This is a genomic window from Enterobacter cloacae complex sp. I3 (assembly GCF_014896175.1).
Classification (GTDB): Bacteria; Pseudomonadota; Gammaproteobacteria; order Enterobacterales; family Enterobacteriaceae; genus Enterobacter; species Enterobacter bugandensis.
Window position 1 is genome coordinate 59357 of record NZ_JADBQZ010000005.1, and the last position, 23556, is coordinate 82912.

At 56.3% G+C, this 23556-nt stretch carries 26 protein-coding genes; 9 read left to right on the forward strand and 17 right to left on the reverse strand.

Features of this window, described 5'->3' with window-relative positions:
- Nucleotides 1-7 precede the first annotated feature (7 nt).
- A complete protein-coding gene (gene gspD, locus IM271_RS04955) occupies nucleotides 8-1942 on the reverse strand; it encodes a type II secretion system secretin GspD (RefSeq protein ID WP_048959671.1) in 1935 nt (644 codons plus the stop codon).
- Between the two features lie 13 nt (nucleotides 1943-1955).
- Nucleotides 1956-2687, reverse strand: a complete 732-nt coding sequence (gspC, locus tag IM271_RS04960; protein ID WP_193052252.1) for a type II secretion system protein GspC — start codon at nucleotides 2685-2687, stop codon at nucleotides 1956-1958.
- 301 nt (nucleotides 2688-2988) lie between these two features.
- On the opposite strand from gspC, the gene IM271_RS04965 reads away from it, so the two are divergent.
- Entirely contained in the window at nucleotides 2989-4554 is a 1566-nt protein-coding gene (locus IM271_RS04965) for an ExeA family protein (protein WP_193052253.1), read from the forward strand.
- A complete protein-coding gene (locus IM271_RS04970) occupies nucleotides 4554-5192 on the forward strand; it encodes a hypothetical protein (protein WP_193052254.1) in 639 nt (212 codons plus the stop codon). The genes IM271_RS04965 and IM271_RS04970 overlap by 1 nt, the downstream gene beginning before the upstream one ends.
- Here IM271_RS04970 and IM271_RS04975 read toward each other — a convergent pair whose 3' ends face one another.
- The 3 genes from IM271_RS04975 to IM271_RS04985 all read right to left on the reverse strand — a co-directional run bounded on the left by IM271_RS04975 (nucleotide 5193) and on the right by IM271_RS04985 (nucleotide 7239).
- Nucleotides 5193-5816: a helix-turn-helix domain-containing protein gene (locus IM271_RS04975; protein WP_028012518.1), complete on the reverse strand. Its 624-nt coding sequence runs from the start codon at nucleotides 5814-5816 to the stop codon at nucleotides 5193-5195. It lies immediately after the preceding gene.
- A gap of 272 nt (nucleotides 5817-6088) precedes the next feature.
- Nucleotides 6089-6919, reverse strand: a complete 831-nt coding sequence (locus tag IM271_RS04980) for an N-acetylmuramoyl-L-alanine amidase (protein ID WP_045630959.1) — start codon at nucleotides 6917-6919, stop codon at nucleotides 6089-6091.
- Nucleotides 6916-7239 (reverse strand): heavy metal-binding domain-containing protein, encoded by a 324-nt coding sequence (locus IM271_RS04985; protein WP_028012516.1) that lies wholly within the window; start codon nucleotides 7237-7239, stop codon nucleotides 6916-6918. The genes IM271_RS04980 and IM271_RS04985 overlap by 4 nt, the downstream gene beginning before the upstream one ends.
- A gap of 97 nt (nucleotides 7240-7336) precedes the next feature.
- On the opposite strand from IM271_RS04985, the gene IM271_RS04990 reads away from it, so the two are divergent.
- The 6 genes from IM271_RS04990 (at nucleotide 7337) to artJ (ending at nucleotide 11863) form a co-directional block, all read left to right on the forward strand.
- Nucleotides 7337-7855 (forward strand): lipoprotein, encoded by a 519-nt coding sequence (locus tag IM271_RS04990; RefSeq protein ID WP_028012515.1) that lies wholly within the window; start codon nucleotides 7337-7339, stop codon nucleotides 7853-7855.
- A gap of 226 nt (nucleotides 7856-8081) precedes the next feature.
- The gene (gene artP, locus IM271_RS04995) at nucleotides 8082-8810 is read left to right on the forward strand and encodes an arginine ABC transporter ATP-binding protein ArtP (protein WP_193052255.1); all 729 of its coding nucleotides are present in this window, start codon (nucleotides 8082-8084) and stop codon (nucleotides 8808-8810) included.
- A 19-nt stretch (nucleotides 8811-8829) separates the two neighbouring features.
- The gene (gene artI, locus IM271_RS05000; protein ID WP_008500032.1) at nucleotides 8830-9561 is read left to right on the forward strand and encodes an arginine ABC transporter substrate-binding protein ArtI; all 732 of its coding nucleotides are present in this window, start codon (nucleotides 8830-8832) and stop codon (nucleotides 9559-9561) included.
- 6 nt (nucleotides 9562-9567) lie between these two features.
- Complete coding sequence (gene artQ, locus IM271_RS05005; RefSeq protein WP_028012514.1) at nucleotides 9568-10284, forward strand: arginine ABC transporter permease ArtQ; 717 nt, start codon at nucleotides 9568-9570, stop codon at nucleotides 10282-10284.
- Entirely contained in the window at nucleotides 10284-10952 is a 669-nt protein-coding gene (gene artM, locus IM271_RS05010; protein ID WP_028012513.1) for an arginine ABC transporter permease ArtM, read from the forward strand. The genes artQ and artM overlap by 1 nt, the downstream gene beginning before the upstream one ends.
- A 179-nt stretch (nucleotides 10953-11131) precedes the next feature.
- Nucleotides 11132-11863: an arginine ABC transporter substrate-binding protein ArtJ gene (artJ, locus tag IM271_RS05015; protein ID WP_015571008.1), complete on the forward strand. Its 732-nt coding sequence runs from the start codon at nucleotides 11132-11134 to the stop codon at nucleotides 11861-11863.
- Between the two features lie 67 nt (nucleotides 11864-11930).
- Here artJ and IM271_RS05020 read toward each other — a convergent pair whose 3' ends face one another.
- From IM271_RS05020 to nfsA, 11 genes are all read right to left on the reverse strand, one after another.
- Nucleotides 11931-13400, reverse strand: a complete 1470-nt coding sequence (locus IM271_RS05020; RefSeq protein ID WP_193052256.1) for an ATP-binding protein — start codon at nucleotides 13398-13400, stop codon at nucleotides 11931-11933.
- On the reverse strand, nucleotides 13384-14091 hold the full coding sequence (locus tag IM271_RS05025) for a response regulator transcription factor (RefSeq protein WP_041912037.1): 708 nt from the start codon (nucleotides 14089-14091) through the stop codon (nucleotides 13384-13386). Before IM271_RS05025 ends, IM271_RS05020 begins: the two co-directional genes overlap by 17 nt.
- Before the next feature lie 72 nt (nucleotides 14092-14163).
- The gene (gene rlmC / locus IM271_RS05030) at nucleotides 14164-15291 is read right to left on the reverse strand and encodes a 23S rRNA (uracil(747)-C(5))-methyltransferase RlmC (protein WP_193052257.1); all 1128 of its coding nucleotides are present in this window, start codon (nucleotides 15289-15291) and stop codon (nucleotides 14164-14166) included.
- Between the two features lie 40 nt (nucleotides 15292-15331).
- Nucleotides 15332-15805 (reverse strand): YbjO family protein, encoded by a 474-nt coding sequence (locus IM271_RS05035; protein WP_028012509.1) that lies wholly within the window; start codon nucleotides 15803-15805, stop codon nucleotides 15332-15334.
- A gap of 65 nt (nucleotides 15806-15870) precedes the next feature.
- Nucleotides 15871-16716, reverse strand: coding sequence for a putrescine ABC transporter permease PotI (potI, locus tag IM271_RS05040; protein WP_028012508.1), 846 nt, complete (start codon nucleotides 16714-16716; stop codon nucleotides 15871-15873).
- Entirely contained in the window at nucleotides 16713-17666 is a 954-nt protein-coding gene (gene potH, locus IM271_RS05045) for a putrescine ABC transporter permease PotH (RefSeq protein ID WP_193052258.1), read from the reverse strand. Before potH ends, potI begins: the two co-directional genes overlap by 4 nt.
- Before the next feature lie 9 nt (nucleotides 17667-17675).
- Nucleotides 17676-18809: a putrescine ABC transporter ATP-binding subunit PotG gene (potG, locus tag IM271_RS05050; RefSeq protein WP_045630953.1), complete on the reverse strand. Its 1134-nt coding sequence runs from the start codon at nucleotides 18807-18809 to the stop codon at nucleotides 17676-17678.
- A gap of 143 nt (nucleotides 18810-18952) precedes the next feature.
- Nucleotides 18953-20065 carry a spermidine/putrescine ABC transporter substrate-binding protein PotF gene (gene potF, locus IM271_RS05055; RefSeq protein WP_193052259.1) on the reverse strand — a complete coding sequence of 371 codons (1113 nt, stop codon included), beginning with the start codon at nucleotides 20063-20065 and terminating at the stop codon, nucleotides 18953-18955.
- 350 nt (nucleotides 20066-20415) lie between these two features.
- Nucleotides 20416-20892, reverse strand: coding sequence for a YbjN domain-containing protein (locus IM271_RS05060; protein WP_003858385.1), 477 nt, complete (start codon nucleotides 20890-20892; stop codon nucleotides 20416-20418).
- Between the two features lie 63 nt (nucleotides 20893-20955).
- Nucleotides 20956-21858 carry a 30S ribosomal protein S6--L-glutamate ligase gene (gene rimK / locus IM271_RS05065; RefSeq protein ID WP_028012504.1) on the reverse strand — a complete coding sequence of 301 codons (903 nt, stop codon included), beginning with the start codon at nucleotides 21856-21858 and terminating at the stop codon, nucleotides 20956-20958.
- Between the two features lie 69 nt (nucleotides 21859-21927).
- Entirely contained in the window at nucleotides 21928-22650 is a 723-nt protein-coding gene (nfsA, locus tag IM271_RS05070) for a nitroreductase NfsA (RefSeq protein WP_193052260.1), read from the reverse strand.
- Between the two features lie 185 nt (nucleotides 22651-22835).
- Here nfsA and IM271_RS05075 point away from each other — a divergent pair, with 185 nt between their 5' ends.
- A complete protein-coding gene (locus IM271_RS05075) occupies nucleotides 22836-23105 on the forward strand; it encodes a GrxA family glutaredoxin (RefSeq protein WP_028012502.1) in 270 nt (89 codons plus the stop codon).
- A gap of 30 nt (nucleotides 23106-23135) precedes the next feature.
- Here IM271_RS05075 and IM271_RS05080 read toward each other — a convergent pair whose 3' ends face one another.
- On the reverse strand, nucleotides 23136-23504 hold the full coding sequence (locus IM271_RS05080; protein ID WP_080339193.1) for an inner membrane protein YbjM: 369 nt from the start codon (nucleotides 23502-23504) through the stop codon (nucleotides 23136-23138).
- Nucleotides 23505-23556 lie beyond the last annotated feature (52 nt).

The following is a 23556-nucleotide window of genomic DNA, read 5'->3' on the forward strand; positions in this document are numbered from 1 at the left end:
CTCCGCCTTACTCTTTAAACGGATTGCGTGTCGCGCTGGTTTTCACCGGTGCGGCATGGGTGGCAGTCTTAGTGTCGGCAGACGGAAACGCGGGCAGAATGGCGTTATCCGCTGGCTCAATAATGCCGAGCTTTTTCTCCTCCACGCGCTGCATCTGGCGAACGCGGATCTGGTCATATTTCTCTTTCGACGCGGCGCTGTAGTTGTCGTCGTCACGCAGGACGGTGGTATGGATAAACACCATCAGGTTGCGTTTCGACGTGTCCTGCGAGGTGTAGCGGAACAGCTGGCCCACCAGCGGGATATCGCCGAGCAGCGGCACTTTGGAAACCGACTGCTTGGTGACGTTTTCCATCAGGCCACCGAGCACCACCGTCTGGCCACTGTGGACCATCACTTCGTTATTAATGGTGCGAGTGTTGAAGGTTGGGCCGAGGCTGGCGTCTTCCGTCGCGCTGTTGTCAACGCTGGAAACTTCCTGCTCAATCTTCAGGTGGATCATGTCACCGTCGTTAATCTGCGGCACAATTTTCAGCTTGGTACCGACGGTCTTACGCTCAACGGAGTTAAAGACGTTGTCGCCGCTGGTGGTCTGCGAACCGGCAAGGACCGGCACGTCCTGGCCCACGTTAAACGACGCTTCTTTGTTATCCAGCGTGACCACGCTCGGCGTGGAGAGAATGTCGTTTTTACCGTCGGTGGAGAGCGCGGTCATCAGGGCGCCGAAGTCGCCGTTGAAGAAACCGGTCGCCAGGCCGGTGAAGCTTGCCCCCTTCATGGTGCCGTTTTTAATCTGGCTGATAGGCAGGCCGGTTGAGCCGAACTGCACGCCGCCGTGCTTGCTGGTCCACTGCACGCCGAGATCCAGGCCGTTACCGTCCTGCACTTCAGCAATGATCGCTTCCACCAGCACCTGCGGACGGCGAATGTCGAGCTTGTCGATCACCTTCTCCAGGGAGTTCATCACGTTAGGCTGCGCGGTGATCACCAGCGAGTTCGTTGACTCGTCGGCGCTAATATTCAGATCGCTGGCCGCCGTGGCGGTTTTCGACTTCGGCGCACCCGCCTTGTCTTTCAGCTGCTCGCCAATACCGGTCAGCACCGGAACCACTTTGGTGGCGCTGGCGTATTTGAGGTAGAAGACGCGGGTATTCCCCTCGTTGTTCTGCTCGCGATCCAGCTGATGGATCAGGGAACGGGTGCGCATGCGCGCATCTTCCGAACCGCTGATCACCAGGCTGTTGGTCTCGTCATCCGCTACCACCTTGGTGGCGAGCTGCGGCGCGTTCTGCCCCTTCTGCTCTTCGTTGTTGAGGTTGTTCAACATGTCGGAGAGCTCTTTGGCGGACGCAAAGCGCAGCGGCACGATTTCGCGACGCTGAATGCCGTCTCTGTCGACGCGCTGCACCAGATCCACCAGGCGGTTCACCACCGAGGCTTTCCCGGTTAACAGCAGGACGTTCGACGGCTCAAAATGCACCACGTTACCGATACCGGTGGCATCGTTCAGCTGGCGCAGCAGCGGCGCCAGCTCGCGCACCGGCACGTTTTCCATGCGCACGACGCGGGTGATGATCTCATCGCCTTTGCCCGGATTTTTGCTGTCGGCCAGCGGGGCCCCGGCGGTGCGGGCTACGCTTGAGCGCACCACTTTCACCATGCCGTTGTCCATCGGGATGACAGACAGACCGTACAGGTCCAGCACGCTCAGGAAGAACTGGTAATACTCATCTTCCGTCAGCACGTTATAGGTTCTCACCGACACCGTGCCCTGAACGGACGGGTCGACGAGAATGGTTTTGTTAAGATTGCGGCCTACCGTATCGATAAACTCGCGGATATCGGTATTTTTAAAGCTCGCGCTAAAGTTGGCTGCAAGCAGCGAACTGGAATATAACGACAATGCGGTCAGCGCCACGCACGCCCAAGGAAATTTCTTCATGTCTGTACACTTGTTAATTGTTTAGAACATTAACCCGAATATTTTCAAGGTGAGCGTGACGTCTGACGACGACCTCCGCTTCTTTCATTTTCGACCAGTTGGCAATAATACTTTTTGCCTTTGCTTCATCGGTCATATCGACAGAGTTGACTTTCACAGCCACGTCGCCCTTTTCCAGCCCGGAATGGCTGAAGAACGCTGAGGCATTCCTTGGATTGATGTTGTAGCCTTCCAGTTGGCCTTTTTCGATTACCGGTTTTAACACCAGATAATCATCCAGATGCACGCTTTCCGCGCCTGCATCTTTCGTCGATTTGGTTACCGGGCCGCTATCAACGCCGCCCTTAAAATAGTCAGGCTTATTTAACGCCAGTACCTGCGTAGCACCTTCATAATTAACCACCACATTGTCTTTGTTAATTTCCTGAATAAAGGCATCGTTAAAACCGGTCAGCGGCTCGCCTTCGCGATAGCTGCGCTGGCCTGCCGGGGTTTTAATCACCGCAAAGGAGAGCCAGGCATCGTCACTGCTGACAATGCCTTCAATTTCCGCTGCCAGCGGGGCTTTCGCGGCAGCCGGTAAGTTATCCTGACGCACCGCAGCCGTGAACAGAGTAAATGTCTTTTCTTCACGACGATTTTTCAGCGGCTGTTCAACAGATTTAGCCAACTTATTCGTAACTTTTTTATAATCTTTAAACGTCAGATAGCCTTGCTGGCCGCAAAAAATTAACAGCACAAACATAATACAAGGCGTTATCCACCGTGACAGAAATGAGAACCTCATTTTTCATCTGGCCTTTAGCAAAGCGGAAATAAGCAGCGTCGGGCTGCGCCAATATGTGTGAAAAATAGTAATTAACTGCCGTAAATACGACCATCGACTTCGCCATTAACTTTAATAAAAAAAACTATTGACCAAATAAAATCGGGATGTTAGGTCATTGCAACTGGATATTTTTACCCTGTGCGCAAATTGACCACCCTGTGGCGTTGCTTTACTTTCTCGTCCTGTTGCTATTCCTAATCAGAGACGGTAAGTCGTTATGTATCAGAGCCACTTTAAATTTAAACAACCGCCATTCAGAACAATCACGGGTTTCTCCGGCGATTTTCTGGTGCCTTATCATCAGGACGTATTCAACCTGCTGAAAGAGAAAAGCCAGGTGGCGGGAATTATCGGGCTCTTTTGCAACGACGCACCGCTGCTGGGCCACTTCAGCGATGCGCTGAAGGCCAGCCTTCCTGGCGCCATTGCCATCAACGCGTTTCCTAAGCTGAGTGCCAGTAGCCTGCTGTACAAGCTCAACCCGGGAACGAAAGAGAGCAAGAGCCGCATTCAGGCGGTGGATGCCGTGCTGCATCAGTGGCAGGGCGGAAAAAACCGCAGCAAAACCCTGGTCATCCGTCACGCGGAAGCGATGAAGGAGACCTGCCGTGAGGTGCTGGGGATGTTGCTTACGCGTGCTCTGGAGCTGGAGTTCCGTCTGTCCATCGTGCTGATGGGCAGCGCGGAGCAGGAAGCCGCCCTCTTACACCCATCTGAACTTCGCGAATATGCCCATACCCGTCATACATTGCGTCCCCTGACCTGCCGGGAATTTCTCAGCTATGTGCAGGCGCAGTGTGAAGAACACGGGTGCGAGAATTCGCCGCTAACCCCGGCGCGCGTGCGCAAGATGCACGCGCTGACCAAAGGCAACATCAGCAAACTGAATGAACTGGCGCACCTGTCAATGCTCGCGGCCTGGACCGAACGTGCAGCGCAGGTCAGCCCGCGTCATTTACGCCTGGCGGCAGGCGAGATCCTCCCGGCGAAAAAACACGGTAAGCGCCTGGCGACCGTGGGATTGTTCGCCTCGGTTCTGTTCGCCGCCTGCGGATGGTATTTAACCGCCTCAATCAATGCAAAACTGCCGATTCAGCTTCCCGTACCGGCGAGCTGGAAACAGCAGAAGCCAAAAGCCGACGCGCCTGTCGTGCCGGTTATCGACAATGAAGTGGTTAATCAACCGGATGCGATGCACCAGCTGTACCTGATGTGGGGGTATGACGCCTCCGCGGATGATGCGCTGTGTCAGAACGCCGGGAAGGTCAATCTGATGTGTAAACAGGGCAACGCTTCACCGGATACGCTGGCTCAGGAGGGTTATCCGTGGGTCAGTGAACTCAAAACCGGTAACCATCTTAACTACGCTGTTGTCGCCCGCGTAGGCGATGACTCGATGGATCTGCTGATGAATAACCGCACCTGGCAGGTGAGCCGCAGCTGGTTTAACCAGCATGCCACCGGTAACTTTACCCAGCTGCATCGCCTGACGCCGGAAGGCAAAGATGCCATCAGCGCCGCCAGCGATGCGAAAGACATGGGCTGGCTGGATCAGGCGCTGAGTCTGGCTCTTGGCCAGCCTGAAACCCATGCTCAGACCTGGACGGCTGAGATGATGAAACGCACCCGCGAGTTCCAGCAAAAAATGCATCTGCATGTGGATGGTATTCCAGGGGAAGATACGCTGATGCAGTTAATGCGTGAAACCCATACCACGCCGAGCGTGTTGATTCAGGCCACGCATGCCACACCGGACGCCAACACGCAGGAGAAGCATTCCTAATGTCTACCATCTGTCTTGCGGCTCAGCGCAGCTACACCACCGGAGAGGCGGTCTGGTTTTCGTACCGCCTCCCCAGCCTGAGAAAAATTTGCGGTCATACCTTTTTATGGGTAATGGGTTTGTGCGCCCTGGTCATGGCAGGGCTGTACGCGCATATTTACTGGAATTTGCGCCACCCGGCCCCTGAACCGGTAAAAGCGAGCGTCGCTAAACCGGAAACGCAGCTTTCCGATATGCATTATGTGTACGTGAGTAAACCGTTCCCGCATCCGCATCCTAAACCGGCGCCGGTACGGGAAGAGATGCCGCCCATGCAGGATCTGCCGATAAGCACCGATGATGCTGACTGGCAACAGGCCCCTGACAGCACCGTGCCGCAGGATGTCGGGCACGATACCTCGCGCGATACCCTGCCGGGAACCGAGGCGCACGAAAACGCCACCGCGTCGTCGGGTAGTGAAGATGATTCGTTAGCCGAATTGTTTAAGCAGGCGTTAAAAGAACAAGAGCAGGATTATTCTCAAGGCAAAATTCCCGCGCCGCCGGTTGACGAAACGCAGGATCAATCGCAAAGCAGTTTGTTGCATAACGATCACGTCCAGTCTCCTTTGAGTAAAAAAGGAGACCGGCTGGAGTAGTTAATATTTTTCAGGCAGCGTGGTGAGGTTAAGCAGACGACCTTTCTCCACCACAATATATTGACCTTTTTTCAGGTCGGAGAGGATTTTAATAATGGTACTGCGGGCCAGGTTGGTATATTCCTGAATATAGTCATAAATATTAATATCGCGCTGCTGGTGAACAATCAGCTCATTAATTTCGTAGAGGAATTCGCGGACCACAGAATAGGCGCTACGGGCGACCAGAACATCATCGCGTTTGCTCAGCAGGCAGATGTACCAGGAGAGCACTTTGGTCAATTCAGGCCAAAGGTTTTTCTCGGTCATAAGCTGCGCGAAGGCCTCTTTTTTGATGCTGCGTACCACGGTGTTTGCGCGGACCAGGCCGTACATATGGGCTGACTGATAGAAAATAGCGGACAGGCCAAACACGCACTGTCCGGTGACGGTAAACATGCAGAGTTCGTCTGATTCACGACGGAATTCGACTTCGCCGCTGACGATAATATGAATATACTGAGAGTCAGCCGTGGAAATTTTCTGCCATTTCTTTAAGGTTTTCTCTTCAAAACCTTCCGTGGCAGAAATAATGGCTTCCATTTCAGGTTGTGGACGTAATTTTTTACCGTAAATGCTTAACATTGTTATACCCATTTAAGATTAGATTTATTAGACATAGCATGGCCGCGGTATTAAAACCGAAAACCAACAATATTTTCCTGATGAAAGGCTCAAGGAGAAAATAAGAACGCCTGCCGCCAGCAATATTTTTTTGATTTACTTAGCAAGCTATGTGTCTATCTTAAATCCGGATAATTTTAAGTCAATTTACTAAAAATGAATTGAGTTTGTACTTAAGATTAATCTCAAGCACAAATAAGGGGAAAACGCGCATTCGGGCGCAAACCGAAGGTTTACCCCTGCCCGTATTTCTCTAAAAGGGCTTCTGCAATGGCCATCGTTTCCACATCCGCGACGCCGTTCCATACCTGCGGGCGATAGTGCATCTGGAAGGCGGTGATAACGCGTTGCTGCTGCTGATCCGTGGCGTTGTCCGGCACCTCATAGCCATAGCGCATCAGCAGATCGAGCAGGGCTGCACGATCTACCTCCTGATAGCGCGGACGACCATTGATATAGAAGTTCACGCGCCCGGCATCGGGCCAGGCCCCAATCCCCTGCTTCGCCAGCGCCTGCCAGGGAAACAGCGGGCCGGGATCGTCCTTACGCTGGGGCGCGATATCAGCATGCGCCACCACGTTCTGCGGTTTGATGTCGTACCGGGCGATAATGTCTTTCGCCAGCGGGATAAGCGCCGCGATTTGCGCGGGCTCAAACGGGGCGAAAACTTTCACACCGTCGCGCTTCTGCCAGCCGCGGTTCTCCAGCTCAATGCCGACAGACGTGTCGTTGATGCGGTTGGTGCCGCGCCAGAAGCTGATGCCCGCATGCCAGGCCAGCTCGCTCTCCGGCACCAGCTGCCAGATGCGCGGCTTCCCGTCCGGCGTCGGCGGTTTTGCGGGGATGAGATAGTGGGAGCTGACGTTTTTGTCCGTCAGCGTGGCCAGCGAGGTGTCGAAGTCGTCGGCGGTGTAGTGGATCACCAGCACCTTTATGCGCGGGTAGGCCGCCTGCGCCTGATGGCGGGTATCCAGCTCGTAGGCACCTTTATCAACAATGCCTTTTTCCTGGGCGCATCCTGCCAGCAACATCGCCAGCAGGAGCGTTGAAAGCGAGCGCTTCATCGACGGGTTTTCACCGCCGTGCCGCTTACGCTCACCATCAGCATGCTCGAATCTTTGCCGACGGTTTCATAATCAATATCGATTCCTACAACGGCATCTGCACCCAGCGCTTTGGCCTGCTCGCCCAGCTCCTTAAACGCAATTTCGCGCGCTTTACGCAGCTCTTTTTCGTACGCGCCGGAGCGTCCACCGACGATGTCACGAATCCCGGCAAAGAAATCCCGGAAAATGTTCGCGCCCAGAATCGCTTCGCCGGTGACCACGCCGCAATACTCGGTAATGGTCTGTCCTTCCAGGGTTGGCGTTGTTGAAAACTGCATACTTTCTCTCCTTCTTTAGCGTTCAATGCGTTAGCAACAGCATTATCGGTTCGTTACGCTATGATTGAAAGGATAGTTAATAAATAAGGAAATCAACATGCGCTACTCTGCTTTAACACTTTTAGTGCCCTGCGCGCTGGTGCTCAGCGCCTGTACTACCACGGTCACGCCAGCCTTTAAGGATATCGGTACCCGCAGCGGCCCCTGCATAGACGGCGGCCCGGATACCGTGGCGCAACAGTTCTATGATTACCGCATTCAGCATCGCGGAAATGATCTTACCGCCCTGCGCCCGTACCTGAGCGATAATCTTGCAAAACTGCTCAACGATGCCACTCGCGATCCGCAGCATAATGCCCTGCTGAAATCCGATCCGTTCTCCAGCCGCACCACGCTGCCGGACAGCGCCGAGGTGGCCAGCGCGTCAACCATCCCGAACACCGATGCGCGGAACATTCCGCTGCGCGTGAAGCTGACCCAGGGAACCCAAACCTGGCAGGACGAAGTGCTGATGATCCGTGAAGGCCAGTGCTGGGCGGTGGACGATGTGCGCTATATCGGCGGCAGCGTTCATGCCCCGGCCGGCACGCTGCGCCAGTCGATTGAGAACCGCTAGATCATTAGTGATAAAAATGTTACCCCCGTAAAATGTCCGGCATTTCACGCGGAATGCCGACATTTATACTCGCCGACCTTGCCGTTCGCTATTTTGTGCTATGTTTAAGAGGAAATGCGGGTTATATTTAACTTTTAACGCAGAAATATTGCATAACTATTCTGTCAACGGTACTATCTGCGGCCTCAATTGCTATAGATTGCCTGGATGAGTAAAGACTGCCCCGATGAGTATTAAACTAAACGGCATTAACTGCTTCTACGGCGCACACCAGGCGCTGTTTGACATCACGCTGAACTGCCCGGAAGGCGAAACGCTGGTTTTACTTGGCCCAAGCGGTGCAGGCAAAAGCTCCCTTCTGCGCGTCCTTAATCTGCTTGAAATGCCCCGTTCCGGTACGCTGGCTATCGCCGGTAACCATTTTGATTTCGCGAAAACCCCGTCAGATAAAGCTATACGCGAACTGCGTCAAAACGTCGGCATGGTCTTCCAGCAATACAATCTCTGGCCGCACCTGACGGTGCTGCAAAACCTGATTGAAGCCCCGTGCCGCGTGCTGGGGTTAAGCAAAGATCAGGCCATCGCGCGTGCTGAAAAGCTGCTGGAGCGTCTGCGCCTTAAGCCCTACAGCGACCGCTATCCGCTGCACCTCTCTGGGGGTCAGCAGCAGCGCGTGGCGATTGCCCGCGCGCTGATGATGGAGCCCGCTGTACTGCTGTTTGATGAGCCGACCGCGGCGCTGGACCCGGAAATCACCGCCCAGATCGTCAGCATCATTCGCGAGCTGGCGGAAACCAATATTACGCAGGTCATTGTTACCCACGAAGTGGAAGTGGCGCGTAAAACCGCCAGCCGTGTGGTCTACATGGAAAACGGGTATATCGTTGAGCAAGGTGACGCGAGCTGCTTCGCGAACCCGCAAACCGATTCCTTCAAAAACTATTTATCTCATTGATTGTGTCAGGGGAAATATAATGAAAAAAGTATTACTTGCCGTGCTGCTTGCTGGCGTTACCCTTTCCGCTACCGCAGCCCAGACCATTCGTTTCGCCACGGAAGCCTCCTATCCTCCGTTTGAGTCCATTGATGCGAACAATAAAATTGTTGGCTTCGACGTAGACCTGGCAAACGCCCTGTGTAAAGAGATCGACGCAACCTGTACCTTCAGCAACCAGGCGTTCGACAGCCTGATACCAAGCCTGAAGTTCCGCCGTATTGACGCCGTCATGGCCGGTATGGACATCACTCCTGAGCGCGAAAAGCAGGTGCTATTCACCACCCCTTACTACGACAACTCCGCCCTGTTTATTGGTCAGAAAGGTAAATTCACCTCTGTCGATCAGCTGAAAGGCAAGAAAGTCGGCGTGCAGAACGGCACCACGCACCAGAAGTTCATCATGGATAAACATCCGGAAATCACCACCGTTCCGTACGACAGCTACCAGAACGCGAAGCTGGATCTGCAGAATGGCCGTATCGACGGCGTATTTGGTGATACTGCTGTCGTGACCGAGTGGCTGAAAGCCAACGACAAACTGGCGCCAGTGGGCGACAAAGTGACCGATAAAGATTACTTCGGTACCGGTCTGGGGATTGCCGTTCGTCAGGGCAACACCGAGCTGCAGCAGAAATTCAACGCTGCGCTGGAAAAAGTGAAGAAAGACGGCACCTACGAAACCATCTACAAAAAATGGTTCCAGAAGTAATTCCTGATGAATGAAATTTTTCCTTTAGCAAGCGCCGCCGGGATGACCGTCGGCCTTGCCGTTTGCGCACTGATTATCGGCCTGGTGCTGGCGATGTTCTTTGCGGTGTGGGAATCAGCAAAATGGTTCCCCGTCGCCTGGGCGGGCTCCGCGCTGGTCACCGTACTGCGTGGGCTACCGGAAATTCTGGTGGTCCTGTTCATCTATTTCGGCTCCTCACAGCTGCTGCTCACGCTGTCGGACGGCTTCACGATCAATCTCGGCTTTGCGCAGATACCGGTGCAGATGCAGATTGACAACTTTGACGTCAGCCCGTTCCTCTGCGGCGTGATTGCCCTCTCCCTGCTCTACTCCGCGTACGCGTCGCAAACCCTGCGCGGTGCGCTGAAAGCGGTACCGCAGGGGCAGTGGGAATCTGGTCAGGCGCTGGGCATGTCGAAAGCAGCGATCTTCTTCCGTCTGGTGATGCCGCAGATGTGGCGCCACGCCCTGCCGGGCCTGGGCAACCAGTGGCTGGTATTGCTGAAAGATACCGCGCTGGTGAGCCTGATCAGCGTGAACGATTTGATGCTGCAAACCAAAAGCATCGCCACCCGTACTCAGGAGCCATTTACCTGGTACATCGTGGCGGCGGCTATCTACCTGGTAATCACGCTGCTCAGTCAGTACATCCTAAAGCGTATTGACCTGCGTGCGACGCGCTTTGAACGGAGACCAGGCTGATGCTTGAATATTTCCCGGAGCTGATGAAAGGGCTGCACACCAGCCTGACGCTGACCGTGGCGTCCATCATTGTGGCGCTGATCCTGGCGCTCATCTTCACCATCATCCTGACGCTGAAAACGCCGGTGCTGGTGTGGATCGTGCGCGGCTACATCACCCTGTTTACCGGTACGCCGCTGCTGGTGCAAATCTTCCTGATTTACTACGGTCCGGGCCAGTTCCCGTCGCTGCAGGCGTATCCGGTTATCTGGCACCTGCTCTCTGAGCCGTGGCTCTGCGCTCTGATTGCCCTTTCGCTGAACAGCGCGGCCTATACCACCCAGCTGTTTTACGGGGCGATCCGTGCCATCCCGGAAGGACAATGGCAGTCCTGCGGGGCGCTGGGCATGAGCAAAAAAGACACGCTGGCGATCCTGCTGCCGTACGCCTTCAAGCGCGCGCTCTCCTCTTACTCCAACGAAGTGGTGCTGGTGTTTAAGAGTACTTCTCTGGCCTACACCATCACCCTGATGGAAGTGATGGGTCACGGGCAGCTGCTGTACGGGCGCACCTATGACGTGATGGTGTTCGGCGCGGCCGGCGTGGTGTATCTGGTGGTGAACGGTCTGCTGACGCTGATGATGCGACTGATTGAGCGTAAAGCGTTAGCGTTTGAGCGCAGAAATTAATCACGCGAGTGCATAAAACGTAATTACCAGAGCGGATAACCCGATGGCTTATCCGCTTTTTTTTATACCGCATACAATATTTAATCATATTTATTGCATATAAATTCATTAACTGGCATTGTACATCCATGCCGCAGACACGGCGCATAATGACAAGATAGACAGACGGGAGCATTACAATGAAAAAGTTAGTTCTGGCCGCACTACTCGCCACCTTCGCCGCTGGCGCATCCGCTGCTGATAAAATCAATTTTGGCGTTTCGGCCACCTATCCGCCGTTTGAATCGCTGGACGCCAGCAATCAGATCGTCGGTTTCGATATCGACCTGGCGAAAGCCCTGTGCAAGCAGATGCAGGCCGACTGCACCTTTACCAACCATGCCTTCGACAGCCTGATCCCGTCGCTGAAATTCAAGAAATACGATGCGGTGATCTCCGGGATGGACATCACGCCGGAGCGCAGCAAGCAGGTTGCGTTCACCGACCCGTACTACGCCAACTCGGCGGTGGTGATTGCGAAGAAAGGGGCTTACAAGTCCTTTGACGAGCTGAAAGGCAAACGCATCGGGATGGAAAATGGCACCACGCACCAGAAATACCTGCAGGACAAACATCCTGAAGTGAAAACCGTGGCCTATGACAGCTACCAGAACGCGATTATCGACCTGAAAAACGGCCGTATCGATGGCGTATTCGGCGACACCGCGGTGGTGAACGAATGGCTGAAAACCAACCCGCAGCTGGGTACGGCGACCGAGAAAGTGACCGACCCACAGTACTTTGGTACAGGCCTCGGCATCGCGGTACGCCCGGATAACAAAGCCCTGCTGGAAAAACTGAACGGCGCGCTGAAGGCGATTAAAGCAGACGGCACGTACCAGAAAATCAGCGAGCAGTGGTTCCCGCAGTAATCTCTTTTTGCCGGGTGGTCTGGCCTACGGGGGTGGTAATCTGTAGGCCGGGTAACCCGGCACTCTCTCACAGCGGCACAAAGAACCTGAACCGTGCCCCGCTCGCCGACTCCATCAGCCTGATCCCGCCCCCGTGCAGCTCCAGCATGCGTTTCACGATTAACAGCCCCAACCCGCCGCGGTTCTCCCGCGATGCCTGGGTATTCAGCGCCGATGGCCGCTGGAACAGATCGTCGCGCAGCGAGGCATCCACACCCGTTCCGGAGTCTGCCACTTCGACCTGAAGCCGTTCATTCTCCTGCCAGACCGCCAGACGAATTTCCCCGCCAGTGGGCGTATGACGCATCGCGTTATCGAGCAGGTTGGTCACCACGCGCTCGATCATCGACACATCGGCATTGACCAGCGGCAAGGGGCCCGGCACGTCAATATGCAGATTCACCTCGCGCGTGCGGGCGGTAAGCTCAAACTTCTGCGCCACGTCGGAAATCAGCTCTCCCATCGCGAACCGTTCGCGCTGCGGCTTAATGCCGCCGTGCTCAAGGCGCGCCAGCTCGAAAAGCTGCTGGGAAAGATGTCGTACCTTTTGTCCCTGACGCAGCGCGGTGGCGAGATACTGCTGGTGCTCCTGCGGCGTCAGGGTGGCGGATTTGAGCGACAGGGTTTCAAGATAGCCCAGCAGCGAGGTCAGCGGCGTGCGAAGATCGTGCGAAATGTTGGCGATAAACTCCCGGCGCTGGCGATCGCTGTCGGCCAGCTGGTCCCACTGGCGGGTAATTTTCCGCGCCAGCTCGATGAAACTGTTGCGCAGGAGCGCCACTTCGTCATTGGCTGCGGCATCCGGCGGCTGTGCTGCGAGCAGCCTGATTGCGCTAATGCTGTCCTGCTCCAGGCCGGTGACCTCTTCCGTCAGGCGCTTAACCGGACGCGTTACCCAGTACCAGACCAGCAGACCCGCCAGCAGGCCAAACAGCGCGACCCACAGCAATGACCAGAGCACCGTGCTCCAGAGCGCCTTATGCCAGGCCATTTCCGCCAGCGCGTTCGACTCCTCGCCCTGCAAAATGATGTACAGGTAGCCCTTAAGCTCGCCGTCCTGTCGCAGCGGCGTGGCGCTGAACACTTTTTTATTTTGACTGCGCGGGTCGTCGCCCAGTACCGGTATGGCGGTACCGCTCAGGAAGGTCTGAACCGGTGCCAGGTCGATTTTTTGCCGCTGAATATGGCCGGGCGGTGCGGCATCGGCCAGGATTTCGCCGTCCGGCGAGATAACGTACAGTTCAACGCTCGGGTTGAAGGTCATCAGCCGGTCGAACAGCGGCTTCAGCGCGGTGCGGTCAACCCTGCCCTGCGCGTCCAGAATCGGTTCCCGCTGGACGATCTGCTGCGCCAGGCCGCCCGACAACCGCTGCACCATCGCGTTGCCGTACTGCATACTGCTGTAGAGCTGTACCGCGCAGGCGACGGTAGCACAGAGCATCATCAGCAGGACAAACAGCAGCGTCAGACGCTGGCTCAGGCTAAAGCGGCGCATCATGGTTTGGCTCCGCAAATTTATAGCCCTTGCCCCAGACGGTGCGAATTATCTCCGGCTCGGCGGCGTCCTTCTCAATCTTGATGCGCAGGCGGTTGATATGGGTGTTGACGGTGTGCTCGTAGCCTTCGTGCTGATAGCCCCACACCTGCTCCAGCAGCGCCAGACGGGAAAACACCTCGCCTGGATGGCGGGCGAAGAAGTACAGCAGTTCGAATTCGCGCGGGGTGAGATCCACCACCTGGCCGTGAAGCAGCACGCTGCGCGCCAGAGGATCGATCGTCAGGCCGTGGGCCTGAATTTGCCCGTCAGCCTGCGCCTGCCCCATCGCCTGCTGGCGGCGGAACAGCGCTTTGATGCGGGCAATCAGTTCCTGCACTGAAAAGGGTTTTGCCAGATAATCATCGGCGCCGGTTTCCAGCCCGGTGATGCGGTCGGTTTCGCTGCTGCGGGCGCTGATGATGATCACCGGCAGGTAGCGGGTCATCTGGCGGATGCGGCGACAGATCTCCAGGCCGTCAACGTTGGGCAGCATCAGGTCGAGGATCACCGCATCCCACGGCTGTTTTTCAAGGCGCTGCAGGGCGTTGCCCCCGTCGGGCTCGTGGGTGATGGCGTAGCCTTCGTCTTCTAAGTTGAGCCGCAGAAGCGCCGCGATATCGTGGTCGTCTTCCACCAGCAGGATCTGCTTCATGGGTAAGCCTTTATTCATCTCTTATGACGTAAGCTTACCTGATTTTATGGGCGGGCAGAGTTCACATTTTGTTTAAGATTTCACGAGCAACGTCAGGACTTCATAATGCGCGGTATGCGGGAACATATCGAAAAGCTGCACGCGTGCAATGCGATAGCCCGGCAGTTGAGCGATGTCTTTCGCCATGGTCTGCGCGTTACAGCTTGAATAGACGATGTATTCCGGCGCCATCTGGCTCAGGTAGTCGCACAGGGATTTGCCAATCCCACGACGCGGCGGATTAACCAGCACCAGCTCCGGCACGTTGCCTTGCCCGGTCGCGAACTGCGTGGAGTCCAGCGCCTGGAAGTGCAGGTTGGTTAACCCCAACTCGGCGGCGGACTGCTTTGCGCAGGCAATCGCTTCGGCGGAGATCTCAATGCCGGTGAGCTGCATCTCAGGCGTGGCGCAGTGCAGGCCAAAACCGCCCACGCCGCAGAACAGGTCCCACATATGATGGATGTTTAACGCGCGCACCCAGTCGCGGGCGGTGGCGTACAGGCTGCTTGCCACGGTCGGGTTGGTCTGGAAGAAGCTTTGCGGGCGGATCCACAGCGGCACGCCGTTGAAGCTCTCCGCCAGCGCGTGCTGGTCGGTGAAGAAAACCTCTTTCTCCCCTTCCATGATCGCCATATGCACCGGCTGAATGTTTGCGGTAATCACCTTTAACTGAGGAAGCTGTTCCTGCAGCCACGGCAGCGCCGCGCGCAGCTGCGCCAGCTTGGCTTCCGAGCGCAGCACGAAGCGCAGCATCATGCCGCCGTCGATCTGGCTTTCCGTCAGGAGAAGGTACTTCAGCTCGCCGCGCCTGCGGGCAACGTTGTACGGCGTTAACCCCGCGCGAGCGATAAACGGTTTCAGTACGGCAAAGACCGGCTCAAACGAGGCGGGATAGAGCGGACAGTCGGTTAAGTCTTCCGGCGTGCCGTCGCGGTGCAGCATCCCCAGCAGCGGTTTTTCAACGCTGCCGCTGACCACCATTTTGGCTTTGTTACGAAAGCCCTGCTCCGGGCCGCTGACGGGTGCGCACCACTCGCCCACCGCGTGCGCTGCCAGCAGCTGTTGCAGGTCGGCCATTTTGGCGGTGAGTTGTTGAGAGACCGGCTGTTCTATCCACTGACAGGAGCGGCAGCGTCCGGCGTCATAGAGTGCGCACTGCATATGAAAACCTTAAGGAAAACGAGGGCTGCGATTATACACATTATTGCAGGCGGAAGAACCGCCGACTGGACGCCGGAACGAAAAGCAGGCAAAGCACCAGCATATCCGGCAGTTTTTGCATGACCAGCGCATGGAAAATCTCACGTCGCGACTCACCCGGAATGCTGAACAGCTCAGGATAGCCATAGCCCAGCGAGGCGGCCCACAGATAGCTGGCGGCGGTCACCTGCGTGAGCAGATAGACCCAGCGCGCCCAGTTTCGCCCTTTGACCAGCGAAAACGCGCAGTAGATCTCGATAAACACCAGCACCAGGCTGCTTAAAAAGACCAGCGTCAGATTCCACGTCTGCACGCTGCGGTGAATGAATTCCCCGATGCCGCGCACGCCCAGCGTATTCAAAATCATCAGCACGTCCAGGCAGCGGATCATAATAATGGCGAGCGCCGCCACCTGAACCAGCGCAGGAACGTTAGGACGGGCGTGCGTAATACGTGATTTTTTTACTAATCCCAATGTTTTACTTCCCTGAAAAACAGTGCCGCGTCATGCGCGGCACATCACCGGAAATTTTAAATCCTTCAGCCGCGTCTTGCACGCTGGATATCGCGCACGCGCTGTTTTTCCGCGCGCGCCATCAAATACCAGGCGATAAATCCGACAATTCCGACCACGCCGAGGATGATAGAGGCCAGAGCATTGATCTCCGGGTTCACCCCCATGCGCACGCTGGAGAAGACCAGCATCGGCAGCGTCGTCGCGCCCGGCCCTGAGACAAAGCTGGCGATAACCAGATCGTCGAGGGAGAGCGTGAACGCCAGCAGCCAGCCGGAGATCACCGCCGGCATAATCATCGGCAGGGTAATGATGAAAAAGACCTTTAGCGGCGTGGCGCCGAGATCCATCGCCGCCTCTTCAATGGAGCGGTCCAGCTCGCGCAGGCGCGAGGAGATCACCACCGCCACATACGCGGTACAGAAGGTGACGTGCGCCAGCCAGATGGTGAGCATGCCGCGATCCGCCGGCCAGCCGATGGCGTGCGCCAGGGCCACGAACAGCAGCAGCAGCGACAGGCCGGTAATGACGTCCGGCATCACCAGCGGGGCAGTGATCATAAAGGCGAAACCGTTTGAGCCGCGAAAACGCCCGAAGCGCACCATCACCAGCGCGGCGATGGTGCCCAGAACGCAGGCCATCGTGGCCGCCAGCGCGGCAATGGTCAGGCTCAGCCCCACCGCGCTCATCATTGCGTCGTCGTGGAACAGCTCGCTGTACCAGCGCGTCGACCAGCCCGCCCAGACCGTCACCAGCTTAGAGCTGTTGAACGAGTAGATCACCAGCATCAGCATCGGCGCATACAGGAAGGTGAAGCCGATAACGAGGATCAGAATGCGCCACGGGGAGCGTACTACCGGTAAGTTGTTCATCCGCGATCTCCCATCTGTTTCTGCTGATGCTTATGGAACCACATGATCGGGACGATCAGCAGCAGGAGCATGATAATCGCCACCGCCGACGCCACCGGCCAGTCGCGGTTATTGAAGAACTCCTGCCACAGCACGCGGCCAATCATGATGCTGTCCGGCCCGCCGAGCAGTTCCGGGATCACAAACTCCCCGACCGCCGGAATAAACACCAGCATCGACCCGGCAATGATTCCACCTTTGGTCAGCGGGACAATCACGCTGAAGAAGGTCTTCAGCGGACGCGCGCCGAGATCGAGCGAGGCTTCCACCAGCGAGTAGTCAATCCGCGTCAGGGCGGTGTAAATCGGCAACACCATAAACGGCAGATAGGCATAGACAATGCCGATATAGACCGCAAGGTTGGTGTGCAGGATGGTCAGCGGCTGATCGATAACCCCAAGCCACATCAGAAAATTATTCAGCACCCCGTTGTTTTTCAGGATCCCCATCCACGCGTAAACGCGTATCAGAAACGATGTCCACGACGGCAGGATCACCAGCAGCAGCAGGATGTTGCGCGTTGACGGTTTGCTGTGCGCCACGGCCCACGCCAGCGGGTAGCCCATCACCAGACAGCAGAGCGTCGAGATCGCCGCCACCTGCAGAGACTGCAGATAGGCTTCGAAATAGAGCGGATCCTCGGTGAGCTGGAGGAAGTTGCCCAGATTCAGCGTCAGCGTCAGCTGCCCGTCGGCCCACTCCCACAGATCGGTATACGGCGGGATCGCCCGCGCCATCTCCGCCAGGCTGATCTTAAAGACGATCAGGAACGGCAGCAGGAACAGCAGGATCAGCCACACGTAAGGCATGGCGATTACCAGCTTGCGGCCGTGGTTCATCTTAAGGCGCGTCAGCCAGTGGGCAACGCCGCCCGGTTTTTTGACGCGGGCTGGAGGTTCATGTGTGCTCATGATCGCTCCTTATACCGTCAGCACGACGCAGCTGTCCGCGTCCCAGCACAGGCGCACTTCGTCGCCCCAGGTCGGCTGCCCCTTGCGGTAGCGATGTTCGTTCTGTAGCTGCGCGCTGAGCATCTGTCCGCTTTTCAGGCGCACGTGGTAAATGGAGAGATCGCCCAGATAGGCAATGTGCACCACTTCCCCGACGGCAAAGTTATAGCCATCGGCAGGCGGATCGTCACAGAGCATGATCTTCTCCGGGCGCAGCGCCACGTAGACCGGCACGTTATCCACCACCGAGCTGTCAGGATCGACCTTAAGCGGATGCTGCAGCCCCGGCGATTCGATGACCAGACCATCCTCCTGACGATCCTTCAGCAGCCCTTCAAAAACGTTGACCGAGCCGATGAACTCCGCGCTGTAGCGGGTGGTCGGATGCTCGTAAATCTCTTCCGGCTCGCCAATCTGCACGAACTTCCCGCGGTTCATGATCGCGATACGCCCGGCCATGGTCATGGCCTCTTCCTGGTCATGGGTGACCATCACGCAGGTCACCCCCACGCGCTCGAGGATATCGACCACTTCGAGCTGCATACGGTCGCGCAGCTTTTTGTCCAGGGCGCCCATCGGCTCGTCGAGCAGCAGCAGTTTCGGGCGTTTCGCCAGGCTTCTCGCCAGCGCCACGCGCTGACGCTGACCGCCGGAAAGCTGGTGCGGCTTACGCTTCGCGAACTCCTGCATATGCACCAGGCTCAGCATTTCGGCCACGCGCGCGGTGATTTCGGCTTTCGGCAGCTTGTCCTGCTTCAGGCCAAAGGCGATGTTTTGCTCCACCGTCATGTGCGGAAACAGCGCGTAGGACTGGAACATCATGTTAATCGGGCGCTGATACGGCGGCACGCTGGAGAGATCCACACCATCGAGCATAATTTGCCCGGCGGTAGGCTGTTCAAAACCGGCCAGCATACGCAGCAGGGTCGATTTACCGCAGCCCGATGCGCCCAGTAGCGCGAATATTTCGCCTTTATAGATAGTCAGGCTGACGTCGTCCACGGCATGCTGGCCATCGAAAGATTTGGTGAGGTTACGAATTTCAAGAAGCGGGGTCAGCGCTTTACGGACTTTCGCCTGCGGGCGGGGGATCGCGTCATTCACGGGGTGCTCTCCGGCATAGATCAATACTGGTGCAAACGCACCGTCTGGGTGCGCATCGCCGGGCGGCGCGAACGCTTGCCCGGCCTACGGGTTGTGTAGGCCCGGTAAGCGATAGCGCCACCGGGCAACGTTACCAAACGCCGTTATTTACCGCTTTTCACCTTGGTCCACGCGCGGGTACGCACGCGGTCAATTTTTGGATCCTGAACCTTCAGGGTGAACAGCTTGGCGAACACGTCCGCTGGCGGATAGATTGCCGGGTTACTGCGGATCGCTTCGCTCACCAGCGGCACGGAGGCCTTGTTACCGTTGGCGTAGTAAACGTGGTCGCTGATGTGGGCGATCACCTCAGGACGCATCAGGTAGTTAAGGAACTGGTAGGCTTCCTCTTTGTTTTTCGCGTCAGCCGGCATGGCGAAGACGTCAAAGAAGGCCAGCGCCCCCTCTTTCGGAATGAAGTAGGACACATTCACGCCGTTTTTCGCCTCTTTCGCGCGGTTCGCCGCCTGCCACACGTCCCCTGCCCAGCCGATCGCCACGCAGATGTCGCCGTTCGCCAGGTCGTTGATGTACTGGGACGAGTGGAAGTAGCGAATGTTTGGACGCAGCTTCAGCAGCAGATCGGTCGCCGGGCCGGTGTAATCATTGGCTTTATTGCTGTTCGGGTCTTTGCCCAGGTAGTTCAGCACGGTGGCGAAAATCTCTTCCGGCGCATCGAGGAAGGAGACGCCGCAGCTTTTCAGCTTCTCAAGGTTTTCCGGCTTCAGCACCACGTCCCAGCTGTCCAGCTTAACGTCCGGGCCCAGCACGGCTTTGACTTTATCCACGTTATAGCCGATACCGGTGGTCGCCCACAGGTAAGGCATGGCGTATTTGTTGTCCGGGTCGTGCTTCGCCACCAGCTTCAGCACTTCCGGATCGAGGTTTTTCCAGTTCGATAACTTGCTCTTGTCCAGCGGCTGGAAGACGCCCGCCGTCAGCTGACGTTCCAGGAAGCTTGCGGAAGGTACGACCAGGTCAAAACCGGTGCTGCCTGCCATCAGCTTTCCTTCCAGCACTTCGTTGGAATCGAAAACGTCATAGACCACTTTAATGCCGGTCTCTTTTTCAAAATTAGCGACCGTGTCCGGCGCAATATAGTCAGACCAGTTGTATACGTGCAGCGTTTTTTGTTCCGCAGCGAGCGTGCCGGCAGAGACGGCCATCAGAGCACCCGCAACCAGACCCGATAACCATTTTTTATTCAAGGCGATCATAGTGTTATTCCTTCTGAAAGCTCGTTAACAAACGAACTAAACTGTGCAATCTGGATATATGCAAAAATCATGCATAGTTTGTCGCTCTGCTCAAAATAAAAAGAAACCTCTTTACCCGGCAGGATCCGCTCGCTTTTTTAAGCATCGCAAGAATAACTGTAGCCCGTGTCTCCGGCTATAGCCCAGACGAAAAAACGCCTTTTATCAATTTTTTATGCAGGTTAAGTCTACGTGATAAGCCGAAATGGCCTTGAGGGAGGTGAAAAATTCTTTAAAGAAAGGTTAAAGGCAGCAGAAAAAATGGCCTTCTGCAGCCGCTATGGCAGCGACTGCGCAAAAGTCAGACAGGCTTAGTGAAGAAAATTGGGAGATGCATCATTATTCTCAGCATCGTCTTCCGCGCTATACAGCAGATGATGTGCATTGGCTTCCATCATAACCATGGAAATTTGCTCTTCGCTCAGGCGCATAAACCAGGCGAACTGCTTGAACGACAGCCCTGCCCCGGAGAATAAAGACTGGCAAACGACCAGTTTTGGCAGATTATCGTCCTGTATATCGAGAAATGCTTTCACCGTCAACGAACTGGCGTTGATAGCCGAGAGATCGGAGGCCAGCGCCAGCAGCGCAGAAGGCTTCACTTCGGCCAGCGCGGAAAAAAGGATCACGTCGTTAATCAGATCGATTTTGGCATCGAAAATGCCATCGAAATTCTGCATATGAGGCAGATGCAGCGCCTGGCAGGAATCACATTCGAAGAAGGTGATCCCGGCATCATCAAGCCATTGACGTAACGTATCCAGTGTAGGTACGACCTGTAAATCCATCGCTGTGCAGCCTCTTTAGTAAAAACTTCGCATAGGGTACTCAAAAAGCGCCCGGTAATCCATTTAACCGCCCGTTTTCAGACAGTAACCCGGCGTGGCATGACGCTCGATCCATGAGATCATTTTACCTGCAATATCGACCCCTGTGGTTTTTTCCACACCTTCCAGCCCCGGGGAGGCGTTCACCTCCATCACCAGCGGCCCGCGCGTCGCCCGAAGAAGGTCCACGCCCGCTACGTCCAGCCCCAGGGTTTGCGCCGCTTTCACGGCTATTTCCCGTTCGCGTTCGCTAATATCGGCTACCCGCGCAACGCCGCCGCGGTGAAGGTTAGAGCGGAAGTCGCCCTCTTTGGCCTGGCGCTCGATGGCCGCCACGACCTCGTTCCCCACCACGAAACAGCGAATGTCGCGCCCTTTCGCCTCTTCAATGTACTCCTGCACCAGAATGTGCGCATTCAGCCCGCGAAAGGCGTCGATCACGCTCTCCGCCGCCTGACGCGTTTCCGCTAACACCACGCCAATACCCTGCGTGCCTTCCACCAGCTTGATCACCAGCGGCGCGCCGCCCACCATATCGATCAGATCGCTGGTGTCGTCCGGTGAATGGGCAATGCCCGTGACGGGGAGATCGATCCCCTGTCGGGCGAGGAGCTGCAGGGAGCGCAGCTTATCGCGGGCGCGGGAAATGGCGACGGATTCGTTGAGCGGATAGCTGCCCAGCATCTCGAACTGGCGCAGCGCGGCGGTGCCGTAGTAGGTAATCTGGGAGCCGATGCGGGGGATCACCGCATCGAAGTGCGGCAGCTTGCGGCCTTTGTAGTGAATCGACGAGGCGGCGGGGTCGATGTTCATATAGCAGGACATCGGGTCGAGGATCTCAACCTGATGCCCGCGTTTCGCCGCCGCTTCTCGCAAGCGCTTACATGAATAGAGCGTTCCATCCCGGGACAATATGGCAATTTTCACCCTGCACCTCTCTGAAGACATGGAAAAAGCCTGCATATCATATACGCAGGCAGGCGCAGGAGGAATGGACTATCGCGTTGCCCAGCCCTGCTTGTGCAGATACTCAAGAATAAACGGGCGGTTTTCTTTGATGATGATGCGGCGAATATGGTCCGTCCAGGTGTCGCGACGGTTATTGCTGCCGCGCGTCATGTAGTAGTTCGCCAGCTCTTCGTCGTATTGATTCAGGACATCCTGATCGACCGGCTGGTAATGGTTTTCATGCACCAGCATCGCGGCAGGAATGCGCGGCTTGAGATCCGGGTTGTCCGCTGGCCAGCCGAGGCAGAGGCCAAACAGCGGCAGCACGTGTTTTGGCAGCTTCAGCAGGTCGGTCACGCTTTGAATGTTGTTACGCAGGCCGCCGATATAGACACCGCCTAACCCCAGCGACTCCGCGGCCGTAAAGGCGTTTTGCGCCATCAGCGCGGTATCCACCACGCCCAGCAGCAGCTGTTCGGCCAGCCCCAGCTCGGCCTCAGGGCAGATCTGCAGGTGGCGGTTAAAGTCGGCGCAGAACACCCAAAACTCGGCTGCCTGAGCCACATGCTTCTGCCCGCCGGTGAGCGTCACCAGCTGTTCACGCATGGCCTTATCAGTAATACGGATAATCGAGCTGCACTGCAAAAAGCTGGAGCTGGAGGTGGCTCTTGCGCTGTCGATAATCGCATTACGCTGCGCCTCGGTAATCGGCTCATCGGTAAAGTGGCGAATGGAGCGGTGGGACTGGAGCAGGTCTATGGTTGGCGTCATCTTGTCTCTCTTTAGTCTTGCTTAATACGTATGGCAGCCAGTATAGGCAATGATGTGCGCGGTGTAATTGGCGAAACATAGCTCATAGATATTATAACGACAGGCGAAACCTTCTTTAATGACGGCGGGTTATGGGGCACTATACGTGTCATTCGCCGTCAGGCTTGTTTTTTGAGGAGAGAGAAATGTTTGCAGTAATTTTTGGTCGTCCAGGGTGCCCTTACTGTGTGCGCGCGAAAGAGCTGGCTGAGAAACTGACCGAAGAGCGCGATGACTTCAACTTCCGCTATGTGGACATCCACGCGGAAGGCATCACCAAAGCCGACCTGGAAAAAACCGTCGGTAAGCCGGTTGAAACCGTGCCGCAGATCTTCCTCGATCAGAAACACATCGGCGGTTGCACCGACTTTGAGGCCTACGCCAAAGAGCATCTGGGCCTGTTTGCCGAGCAGTAATGAAGAGACGCCCTCACCATGAGGGCGTTTTTATTTGCGGTGCCGTCGGTGCTGAACCAGGCTGCGCACAAACAGGTAGCACAGCGCGCCAAGCGCGCACCAGAATACGCCGCTCAGCAACCATGCCAGCTCCTGCCAGAAACTCCGCGTTGAAATATACATCAGGCGCATCATCAGCAGACACAGCGGTGCAGCGAGCATGGCGCCCAGCAGCGGCTTCACCACCTCCCCTTGACGGGAGAGAAAACTGGCGGCAGCCCCCGGCAACGTGAAGAAGAGCAACCCCAGCTCAGGATGCCCGGACGCCCTGAACGCGCCCTTTACATTAAATGCGAGCGACATGCACACGACCGTGAACAGCAAAAAACAGCTGATCACCCCCGCCCAGTTTCGTTTCATATTCAAACTATCCTCCTGACTTATCTCTATCAAATACACATTCGTCGGGTAG

Coding starts and splice junctions, on each gene's coding strand:
- gspD (WP_048959671.1), bottom strand. CDS start 1,942: ATGAAGAAATTTCCTTGGGCGTGCGTGGCGCTGACCGCATTGTCGTTA.
- gspC (WP_193052252.1), bottom strand. CDS start 2,687: ATGTTTGTGCTGTTAATTTTTTGCGGCCAGCAAGGCTATCTGACGTTT.
- IM271_RS04965 (WP_193052253.1), top strand. CDS start 2,989: ATGTATCAGAGCCACTTTAAATTTAAACAACCGCCATTCAGAACAATC.
- IM271_RS04970 (WP_193052254.1), top strand. CDS start 4,554: ATGTCTACCATCTGTCTTGCGGCTCAGCGCAGCTACACCACCGGAGAG.
- IM271_RS04975 (WP_028012518.1), bottom strand. CDS start 5,816: ATGTTAAGCATTTACGGTAAAAAATTACGTCCACAACCTGAAATGGAA.
- IM271_RS04980 (WP_045630959.1), bottom strand. CDS start 6,919: ATGAAGCGCTCGCTTTCAACGCTCCTGCTGGCGATGTTGCTGGCAGGA.
- IM271_RS04985 (WP_028012516.1), bottom strand. CDS start 7,239: ATGCAGTTTTCAACAACGCCAACCCTGGAAGGACAGACCATTACCGAG.
- IM271_RS04990 (WP_028012515.1), top strand. CDS start 7,337: ATGCGCTACTCTGCTTTAACACTTTTAGTGCCCTGCGCGCTGGTGCTC.
- artP (WP_193052255.1), top strand. CDS start 8,082: ATGAGTATTAAACTAAACGGCATTAACTGCTTCTACGGCGCACACCAG.
- artI (WP_008500032.1), top strand. CDS start 8,830: ATGAAAAAAGTATTACTTGCCGTGCTGCTTGCTGGCGTTACCCTTTCC.
- artQ (WP_028012514.1), top strand. CDS start 9,568: ATGAATGAAATTTTTCCTTTAGCAAGCGCCGCCGGGATGACCGTCGGC.
- artM (WP_028012513.1), top strand. CDS start 10,284: ATGCTTGAATATTTCCCGGAGCTGATGAAAGGGCTGCACACCAGCCTG.
- artJ (WP_015571008.1), top strand. CDS start 11,132: ATGAAAAAGTTAGTTCTGGCCGCACTACTCGCCACCTTCGCCGCTGGC.
- IM271_RS05020 (WP_193052256.1), bottom strand. CDS start 13,400: ATGATGCGCCGCTTTAGCCTGAGCCAGCGTCTGACGCTGCTGTTTGTC.
- IM271_RS05025 (WP_041912037.1), bottom strand. CDS start 14,091: ATGAAGCAGATCCTGCTGGTGGAAGACGACCACGATATCGCGGCGCTT.
- rlmC (WP_193052257.1), bottom strand. CDS start 15,291: ATGCAGTGCGCACTCTATGACGCCGGACGCTGCCGCTCCTGTCAGTGG.
- potI (WP_028012508.1), bottom strand. CDS start 16,716: ATGAACAACTTACCGGTAGTACGCTCCCCGTGGCGCATTCTGATCCTC.
- potH (WP_193052258.1), bottom strand. CDS start 17,666: ATGAGCACACATGAACCTCCAGCCCGCGTCAAAAAACCGGGCGGCGTT.
- potF (WP_193052259.1), bottom strand. CDS start 20,065: ATGATCGCCTTGAATAAAAAATGGTTATCGGGTCTGGTTGCGGGTGCT.
- IM271_RS05060 (WP_003858385.1), bottom strand. CDS start 20,892: ATGGATTTACAGGTCGTACCTACACTGGATACGTTACGTCAATGGCTT.
- nfsA (WP_193052260.1), bottom strand. CDS start 22,650: ATGACGCCAACCATAGACCTGCTCCAGTCCCACCGCTCCATTCGCCAC.
- IM271_RS05075 (WP_028012502.1), top strand. CDS start 22,836: ATGTTTGCAGTAATTTTTGGTCGTCCAGGGTGCCCTTACTGTGTGCGC.
- IM271_RS05080 (WP_080339193.1), bottom strand. CDS start 23,504: ATGAAACGAAACTGGGCGGGGGTGATCAGCTGTTTTTTGCTGTTCACG.